The 9,051-nt window shown below is 72.0% G+C and carries 7 protein-coding genes; 3 read left to right on the top strand and 4 right to left on the bottom strand.

The genetic code is table 11. The features are described 5' to 3' along the window. The 3 genes from AC1D12_RS16240 to AC1D12_RS16230 form a co-directional block, all read left to right on the top strand. Window positions 1–3,313, top strand: a 3,313-nt coding sequence (locus AC1D12_RS16240; protein ID WP_477841513.1) for an SNF2-related protein, incomplete at its 5' end; no start/stop codon positions are given. Next, complete coding sequence (locus tag AC1D12_RS16235) at window positions 3,314–4,363, top strand: histone deacetylase family protein (RefSeq protein ID WP_477841511.1); 1,050 nt, start codon at window positions 3,314–3,316, stop codon at window positions 4,361–4,363. It begins immediately after the preceding gene. Then, window positions 4,360–5,292: a GNAT family N-acetyltransferase gene (locus tag AC1D12_RS16230; RefSeq protein ID WP_477841509.1), complete on the top strand. Its 933-nt coding sequence runs from the start codon at window positions 4,360–4,362 to the stop codon at window positions 5,290–5,292. The genes AC1D12_RS16235 and AC1D12_RS16230 overlap by 4 nt, the downstream gene beginning before the upstream one ends. Here the strand turns inward: AC1D12_RS16230 and AC1D12_RS16225 are convergent. The 4 genes from AC1D12_RS16225 to AC1D12_RS16210 form a co-directional block, all read right to left on the bottom strand. Further along, window positions 5,234–6,424 carry an acyltransferase family protein gene (locus tag AC1D12_RS16225; protein ID WP_477841507.1) on the bottom strand — a complete coding sequence of 397 codons (1,191 nt, stop codon included), beginning with the start codon at window positions 6,422–6,424 and terminating at the stop codon, window positions 5,234–5,236. The genes AC1D12_RS16230 and AC1D12_RS16225 overlap by 59 nt on opposite strands. 100 nt (window positions 6,425–6,524) lie before the next feature. After that, a complete protein-coding gene (locus AC1D12_RS16220) occupies window positions 6,525–7,229 on the bottom strand; it encodes a LytR/AlgR family response regulator transcription factor (RefSeq protein WP_477841505.1) in 705 nt (234 codons plus the stop codon). Continuing rightward, window positions 7,217–8,266 (bottom strand): sensor histidine kinase, encoded by a 1,050-nt coding sequence (locus AC1D12_RS16215; RefSeq protein WP_477828239.1) that lies wholly within the window; start codon window positions 8,264–8,266, stop codon window positions 7,217–7,219. The genes AC1D12_RS16220 and AC1D12_RS16215 overlap by 13 nt, the downstream gene beginning before the upstream one ends. A gap of 132 nt (window positions 8,267–8,398) precedes the next feature. Further along, window positions 8,399–8,647 carry a hypothetical protein gene (locus tag AC1D12_RS16210; RefSeq protein WP_047509254.1) on the bottom strand — a complete coding sequence of 83 codons (249 nt, stop codon included), beginning with the start codon at window positions 8,645–8,647 and terminating at the stop codon, window positions 8,399–8,401. Window positions 8,648–9,051 lie beyond the last annotated feature (404 nt).

The following is a 9,051-nucleotide window of genomic DNA, read 5'->3' as shown; positions in this document are numbered from 1 at the left end:
CCCCGTCACCGCGCCGGTCGCGCGCGCCGCACCGGTGCCCAGCGCCGACGAGTGGCCGCGTCCGGTGCGCCTCTGGCTGGCCGAGCTGGCCGACATCGCCGGCCGGCCGCTGCCGCCGCCCGGCGCCGCCACGGCACCGCAGCGCACGCTGATGTATGTGCTGAACGCGCGCGCCGGCACGCTGGTGCTGACGCTGCACCTCGGCAGCCTGCGGCGCACCGGCGAGCTCGGCTCGCACCGGCCGCACTCGCCGAGCGTGATCGACATGCTGCGCAACCGGCCCGCCTACCTGGCGCCGGCCGACCTGGAGATCCTGGCCGCGTTGCTGCCGCTGCTCGGCCCGAACGCCAGCACCGGCTCGCTGCCGTTGCGCGGCCGCGATGCGCTGGCGGTGATCGAGCTGATCCTGCGCAGCGGGCGGGCGTGGATCGTGCCGCCGCTGCTCGGCGAGCTGCCGCACCCGCCCGGCGCGGTGGCGCAGCGCATCGACGAGCCGCTGCCGGTCTCGCTGCACTGGTTCGCCGACGAGATGGGCGACTGGCACACGCAGTGGCGCGGCCCTGCCGACGAGCCGGTGGTCATCGTGATGCTGCCCGAGCCGCAGGCGATCGACCTCGGTGGGCTGACGCTGCGGCCGGCCGCGTTGCAGGGCGTGCCGGCCGAGGCGCCGGTGATCGACTGGCTGACGCGCATGCCGCCGGTGCCGGCCGAGCTGCTGTCGTCGTTCACCGACCGCCTGCAGGAGCTGGCCGCGCAGCGCGGGCTGCAGCTGCCGGTGCCCGACGAGCAGGCGCGCGCGCTGCGCAACCTCGGCACGCTGCCGCTGGTGCCGGTGCTGCGGCTGGGCACCTGCGTCGATGCGGCCTCCGAGGCGATGCTGCACCAGCGCTTCGGCACCCGCGCGAGCCGCCCGCTGGTCAGCGACCATGCGCCGCGCCAGGCCTCGGTGCAGCTGCTGCTGCGCTACCGCGTGCCGGGCATGCCGCCGATCGACTACCACCTGCCCGCCGCCCCGGCCGAGACCACCTTCCTCGACGCGACCCGCGTCAGCGGTGCCACCACCGCGCAGCTGACGCGCTTCGACCGCGATGCCGATGCCGAGGCGGCCGCGGTGCGCGCGATGGCCGACCCGCTGCGGCTGCGGCCATGGAGCCTCGCGGCGGGCGCGGCGATGCAGCGGCAGTCGAGCTTCGGCAGCGGACGCATCGTCAGCGCCGGCTACGGCGTCGCGCTGGAGGGGCAGCCGATGATCTTCGTGCCGCAGCAGCGCGACCAGTGGGCGCACCTGCTGACGCAGGAGGTGCCGCGCCTGAAGGAGCAGGGCTGGCTGGTCGAGGTCGACGACGACTTCCCGTTCGAGCTGCACGAGGCCGACGACTGGACCGTCGACCTGCAGCAGGAGCCGGGCGGCGACTGGTTCCGGCTCGGGCTGAAGCTCTCGGTCGAGGGCCAGCCGGTCAACCTGGTGCCGCTGCTGGTGGGCCTGGTGCAGGGCGGCTGGCTGAAGGTCGACAGTGCGCTGCGCGCCGGCACCGGCGAGGTGCTGGTGCCGTGGCCGGACGACACGCCGCCGTCGACGCCGCTGCCGCTGGGCGCGCCGGCGCGGCAGCGGCTGCTGCGCGTGCCGGTGCAGCGCATCGCGCCGCTGCTCGACTGGCTGCGCGGCGTGTTCGAGAAGCCGACGCTGAAGGCCGCCGACCAGGTGCTGCAGCTGTCGCGCTTCGACCTCGGCACGCTCGATGCGCTGGCGGTCGGCGCACGCGTGGTCGCGCCGCCGAGCCTCGATGCGCTGATCCGCGAGCTGCGCGGCCTGGGGAATGGCAAGAATGGCAGCGGGCTGCCGCCGGTGCAGCCGTCGCCCGAGGTGCGTGCGACGCTGCGCCACTACCAGCTCGACGGGCTGGCCTGGATGGATTTCCTGCGCCGTGCGCGGCTGGGTGGCGTGCTCGCCGACGACATGGGGCTGGGCAAGACGCTGCAGACGCTCGCGCTGCTGCAGGGCGAGCTCGATGCCGGCCGGCTCGACAAGCCGTCGCTCGTCGTCGTGCCGACCAGCCTGGTCGACAACTGGCACACCGAGGCGCAGCGCTTCACGCCGCAGCTGAAGACGCTGGTGCTGCACGGCGCGCGGCGCATGCAGCACTTCGAGCGCCTCGGCCAGGCCCACCTGGTGATCACCAGCTACCCGCTGGCGGTGCGCGACATCGACGTGCTGGCCGCGCAGGACTGGCACTACGTCGTGCTCGACGAGGCGCAGCGCATCAAGAACAGCCGCAGCCAGGCCGCACTCGCGTTGAAGGGGCTGCGCGCGCAGCACCGGCTGTGCCTGAGCGGCACGCCGCTCGAGAACCACCTCGGCGAGCTGTGGAGCCTGATGGATTTCGTCTGCCCGGGGCTGCTCGGCAGCGAGCTGCAGTTCCGCGAGCGCTACCGCCAGCCGATCGAGAAGCGGCAGGATCACCTGCAGGCCCAGCACCTCGCGCGGCGCGTGCGGCCGTTCATCCTGCGCCGCACCAAGCAGCAGGTGGCGCAGGAGCTGCCGGCCAAGACCGAGACGCTGCTGCGCGTGGAGCTGTCCGGCGCACAGGCCGACCTGTACGAGACGGTGCGCGCGACGATGGACGAGAAGCTGCGCGACGCGATCGAGAAGCAGGGCCTCGCGCGCAGCCAGATCATGGTGCTGGATGCCTTGCTGAAGCTGCGCCAGGTGTGCTGCGACCCGCGGCTGCTGAAGGGCGAGGCGCGCGATGCGCAGGCGGCCGCCGGCAAGGCCGCGCCGTCGGCCAAGCTGGAGCTGCTGCTCGACCTGCTGCCCACGCTGGTGGAAGACGGCCGGCGCGTGCTGCTGTTCTCGCAGTTCACCGAGATGCTGGCGCTGATCGAGACCGAGCTCGTGCGGCTGAAGCTGCCCTACCTGATCCTCACCGGCGAGACCGACGACCGGGCCGGGCTGGTCGCGCAGTTCCAGCAGGGCGATGTGCCGCTGTTCCTGATCAGCCTGAAGGCCGGTGGCGTCGGGCTGAACCTGACCGCGGCCGACACCGTGATCCTGTACGACCCGTGGTGGAACCCGGCGGTCGAGCAGCAGGCGATCGACCGCGCCTACCGGATCGGGCAGGACAAGCCGGTGTTCGTCTACAAGCTGCTGGCCAGCGGCACGGTCGAGGACAAGATGATCGAGCTGCAGGCCCGCAAGGCGGGGCTCGCGGACYTGCTGCTGAAGGGCGTGGCGAGCGACGCGGCGTTGAATGCGGAAGACTTCGACGACCTGTTCAAGCCGCTGTCCGATGGCGCGCCGAAGGAGGGCGACTGAATGCTGACCGTCCACAACCCGGTGCATCACCTGCATGCCGGGCGCCAGGAGATGTACCGCGGCCGGCTGGTGCCGTGCCACGAGGTGCCCGACCGGCTCGACCACGTGCTGGCCGAGTTGAAGCGGCGCCGGCTGGGTGAACTGCGCGAGCCGGGCGAGGTGTCGATGGACGTGCTGCGGCACATCCACAACGGGCGTTACCTCGATTTCCTCGCGCACGCGTGGGACGACTGGGTCGCGCTCGATCCGGCGAATGCGCAGGTCGATGCACTGCCGTCGGTGTGGCCGGTGCGGGGCTTCCGCGACGACGTGCTGCCCGACAACTTCGCGGCGCGCATGGGGCTGTTCTCGTTCGATGCCGGCACGCCGCTGGTCGCCGGCACCTGGCAGGCGGCGCGCGCCGGTGCCGCGTGCGCCGTGGATGCGGCGCGGGCGGTGGCGAGCGGGGCGCAGCGTGGCGCGTTCGCGCTGACGCGCCCGCCCGGCCACCACGCCGGCGCCGATTTCTTCGGCGGCTACTGCTTCCTGAACAATGCGGCGCTGGCCGCGCAGACGCTGCGCGATGGCGGCTTCGAGCGTGTCGCGGTGCTCGACGTCGACTACCACCACGGCAACGGCACGCAGAGCATCTTCTACGAGCGGGCCGACGTGCTGACGGTGTCGCTGCATGGCGATCCGCGCACCGAGTACCCGTTCTACCTGGGGCATGCGGACGAGCGCGGCGCCGGGGCCGGCGTGGGCTTCAACCTGAACCTGCCGCTGCCGCGCGGCACCGACTTCGCGCGCTGGCGCGCGGCGCTGGGTGCGGGCACCGAGGCGATCGGCCGCTTCGGCGCGCAGGCGCTGGTGGTGTCGCTCGGCGTCGACACCTTCGAGGGCGACCCGATCTCCAGCTTCGCGCTGCGCAGCGCCGACTACCTGCAGGTGGGCAGCGACATCGCCGCGCTGCAACTGCCGACGGTGTTCGTGTTCGAGGGCGGCTACGYGGTCGCCGAGGTCGGCGTCAACGCGGTCAACGTGCTGGAAGGCTTCGAGAAGGGCGCTGCATGACATTCGAAATCCGGCAGGCGGACAGCGTGCGGCAGTTCGCGGCGGTGGAGACCGCGCCTGAACACGTCGACGACACCGCGCGTTACCTCGAAGGGCTGTTCGCCTCGGGGTCGTCGCGGCCTGAGTGGTGCTTCGTCGCCTGGCGCGACGGCCGGCCCTGCGGGCGTATCGCGTTCTGGGCCCTGCCGCGGGTCGGCCGGCCGCTCGACATCGTGCTGCTGAACCTGCCCTGGGAAGGCGAGGCCGACGCCATCGGGCGGGCGCTGCTGGATGGCGCGCGCCGGGCGATGGCCGACGCGGGCCTGACGACCGTGGGCCACTGCCACGACCACCCGCCGCGCACGCCGCAATGGCAGACGCACGGCGACGCGCGCCTGGCCTTGCTGGCCGGCCTGGGTTTCAGGACCCAGCGCGACACGCTGCGCTTCGAGGCGGCGCTGGCGCCGGGCGCCGCGGTCGACACGGGTGATCTGCACCTGCGTGCGGCGACCCCGGATGACGAGACCCTGCTGCGGCAGATGGTGGCCGCGGTGGCGGCGGCCTCGCGCGACCAGATCGACATCGAGACCGTCGCGGCGCATGGCGCGCAAGCCCATGCGGCCGAACTGATCGCCGACCTGCGCAGCATGCGCGTGGACCCGGGCTGGTGGCAGATCGCCCTCGATGCGCAGGGCACGGCCGTGGGCCTGGTGCTGCCGGTGGCGGGTGCCGACTTCGGCAGCATCGGCTACATCGGCGTGCTGCCGGCCCACCGCGGGCGCGGCCATGTCGATGTGCTGCTGGCTGCCGCGACGGCCCTGCTGCGCGATGCCGGCCTGCCGCGCCTGGTCGCGGACACCGACCGCTCGAACACCGGCATGGCCCGCGCCTTCACGCGCGGCGGGTGGCGACAGTTCGGCGAGCGTCGCGAGCTGCTGCTGCCGGCTTGAGCCCGAACAGGATGCGCAGCGGCCCGCTGCGCAGTGCGAGGCGGTAGCCGATCCAGCCGAGCATGAAGGTGCCGCCGACCAGCAGCGGCGCTTCCGCCTCGAACGGCAACGCCCATGGCAGCAGCGCGTGCACCAGCAGGATGATCAGCGTCTGGTGCAGCAGGTAGAGCGGGAACACCGCCTCGGCGAGGGTCTTGCGCAGCGGGTGGTCGGCGTTCCAGTGCCGGTGGGCGAAGCCGATGGCGGCGACCAGTGCGCCCCACTGCAGCACGCAGAACGCGAGCGCGCGCAGCCACGGCCAGCCGGCCCCCGACATCAGCAACCCTTGCAGCGCGAGCCAGCCTGCCGCGGCCGACAGCAGGGCCCACCAGCGCCAGCGCTGCGCGTCCTGCGCCAGGCTGGCGGCTTGCGCCAGTGCGGCGCCGAACGCGAACATCGCCAGGTACTGGCCGTGCATGAACCAGTCGTCGAGCAGCGCATGCGTGGCCGGGAAGCGGCGCGCCATCAGCAGGCGCCACCCGAACAGCAGCGCGAGCGGCAGCCACAGCAGGCGCGGGCCGGCCAGTGCGCGGGCACCGAGTTGCGCGACGCCTGGCAGCAAGCCGGGGCGCCAGCGCAGCGCGCCCCACAGCAGCAGCGTGTAGGCGAACAGGTAGGGCAGGTACCACAGGTGGTTCCAGGTCGGCAGCACCAGGCAGCCGTGCACCGCATCGCAGAAGCCGCTGCCGCCGCGCAGGTAGAGCGGGATGAAGTCGAGGTAGCTGCCGGCGTAGCCGTAACGGCGCTGCACCTCCAGCCAGGACTGYGGCGGCACGATCACCAGCATGCCGAGCAGCAGTGGCAGCAGCAGGCGGGCGCTGCGCTGGCGCAGCCAGGCGAACGAGGGGGCGCGGCCGGCGCCCAGCATCAGCGCGCTGGCGGCGCCGGAGACGATGAACAGCAGGTCCATGCGCCAGGGCGAGCTGAGCATCATCCACGGCTCCAGCGCGGTGTGCCACTGCGGGCTCTTGATGTGCCAGTCCCAGCTCACGTAGTACATGCCCACGTGGTACGGGACCAGCAGCCCGAAGGCGGCGATGCGCAGCCAGTCGAGGTAGAGCAGGCGCGCGGGTGGGGTGGGCATGTCCGTCATGGCAAGGCCTTTCGCGGGGGCGGTGCGACAAGGCTGGGGCCAGGCGGCGCGGGCGGCCAGCGCGACGGGACGAAGCGCCCCGGACGCGGGGCGAGGCGGATCAGCGCATGGCGGCCAGGCGCGCGACCAGGTCCTCGCGGTACTGGCGGGTGCACGGCGCGGTGGGCCCGCCACGCAGCGTGATGCGTGCATCGCCCTTGCCGAGCGGTTCGAGCTGCGTCACGTGGGCCAGCGCGACCGCGGCACCGCGGTGCGTGCGCGCGAAGCCGGGGCCCAGGTCGGCGAGCAGGCCCGACAGGGTGCGGCGCAGCAGCGGCGCCCGATCGGGGGTGTGCAGCACGACGTAGTTGTCGGCGGCTTCCAGCCACAGGATATCGGCCACCGCGACCACCTGCGTGCGGCCGCGGTCGGCCACCAGCAACTGCGCCGGCTGCAGCGGCGGGCGCGGCGCACCGAGCCGCAGGCGCAGCCGTTGCAGCGCCTGCGCGAGGCGCTGCGGCTCGACCGGTTTCAGCAGGTAGTCGACCGCGGCGGCGTCGAAGGCCTGCACCGCGTAGCGGTCGTGCGCGGTGACGAAGACGATGGCGGGGGCCGGCTCGGGCAACGATGCGGCGACGTCGAGGCCGCTCGGGCCCGGCATCTGCACGTCGAGGAACAATGCATCGGGCGCCTGCGCGGCGATCGCCGCCAGCGCTTCCTCGCCGTCGCGCGCCTGGCCGGTCACCTCGACATCGGCGAACGCGAGCAGCAGGCGGCGCAGGCGCTCGCGCGCCGGAGTCTCGTCGTCGACGATCAGCACCCGCATGGCAGCTCGACGCGGGCCAGCACGCCGCCGCCGTCGCGCGCCTGCAGCGTCAGCGAGGCGCTGTCGCCATGGCGTGTCAGCAGGCGCTGCCGCAGGTTGCCGAGGCCCACGCCCCAGGGCACATCGGGCCCCGGGGGCAGCTCGCCGGCGTCGTCCTGCACCTCCAGGCACAGGCGCGCACCGGCGCGGCGCGCGCGCACGACGATGCGGGTGGGGGCCAGGCGGCGCTCGACGCCGTGGCGGAAGGCGTTCTCGAGCAGGGGTTGCAGCAGCAGCGACGGGACCTTGCACGGACGGGTGGCGGGGTCGATGTCGAAGACGATGTCGACGCGTTCGGCGAAGCGCTCGCGCATGATGGACGCGTAGGCTTCGAGCAGCGTGAGCTCGTCGGCCAGCGTGGTCTCGGGGTGGCGCGCCAGGTCGGTGGCGGCGCGCAGCAGCGCAGCCAGGCGCATCAGCAGCGTGTCGGCCAGCGCCGGGTCGGTGTGGATCGTCGAGGCGATCGTGTTGAGCGCGTTGAACAGGAAATGCGGCTCGATCTGCTGGGCCAGCTGCAGCAGCTGCGCGCTTTGCGCCAAGCGCCGCTCGCGTTCGAGCCGCAGCCGCGCCGAGGCCAGCGCCGCATGCGAGCGCAGCCCGAAGACGATCGCGACGAACAGCAGGTAGAACATCGAGAACTTCAGCGCCTCGTAGCGGAACACCACCGGCCACGGGTCGTGCGTGTAGGTCTCGCCGGCGAGTGCGTGGACCGCGTGGCGCAGCCCGAACACCGCGGCGATGAAGCAGGGCGCGGCCAGCGGCAGCCAGGCGAGGCTCGCGGCGAACCAGCGCCACGGGCGGTTCAGCAGCTCATCGAGACGCCCGGCTCGCCGCCATTGCAGCCAGACGATCAGGCTGGACACGAGCATCGAGCTGCCTTCCCACAGCAGTGGTTTCCAGACGGCGGTGCCGCCCTGGCGCAGGTGATCCTGCACGCCGATGGTCATCATCAGCACCCAGAACAACGCCCAGGCGATGCCGAAGGCGAGACGCGGCATCGCTGCCGCGTCGTCGTGATCTCTGTCGGTAGAGAGAGAGGAGAGGGCCGTCATGCTCCCGCATTGTTGCCCCGGGGTCCGCCGGGCGCCATGGTTCGAGGGTGAACCGGGCCCGGGCGGGGGTGAGACGGATCAGGCTTCGGCCTTGGTCTTCGCGGTCTTCTTGGGGGCGGCACCGGCGCGGGGGCCGTTGGCAAACAGGGCCTCGATCTTGGCGTCGTGCTCCATCAGGTCGGCGGCGACGCCGCGCAGCTTGTCGGCACGCGCGAACACGCGGCGTTGCAGCTGGGCGATGCCAGCCGACTGTTCAACGCGTTGCAGGACGGTACCGGGGTCAATGGTCGATTCGAAGGGGTTGTTGACGTAGGTCGTGTCGTACATCGGGGTCTTCTCTTGTTTGTTGGCTCTGTCAACGCCGACCGCTGTTTGCCACCAGACAGCCGCGCGCGCCTCCCAACGGGGGCAGGGCGCGGATTCTCGCCGATGGCTCGCCGCCTGCGAAGCCCCGGCGGCGTATTGAAGGGACTCTCGGTGTGTCGCGGCATTTCAGAGAATCCCGACAAAACTCGAGGGTCTATGGTGTTGACGATTCAAAATGGTCTGTGCATAATCGTGGGCTTCGCTGATGACAAATCAACGAAGCGACCCAACAACAGATTGGTTTCGGCAGGCGGCGAAAGCGGCGGCAGAAAAAAATCAAAACAAGTTGTTGAAGTCGAGCAAAAAGGTGCTACAGTCTAAGGCTGCGCTGAACGAGACAGATCGAACAGCAAAGCAAGACGGTT

The sequence above is a fragment of the Rhizobacter sp. P1_G5 genome, from assembly GCF_056405435.1.
The sequence above is the reverse complement of the archived record's forward strand: the minus strand, read 5'-3'. Positions and strand labels throughout refer to the sequence as shown.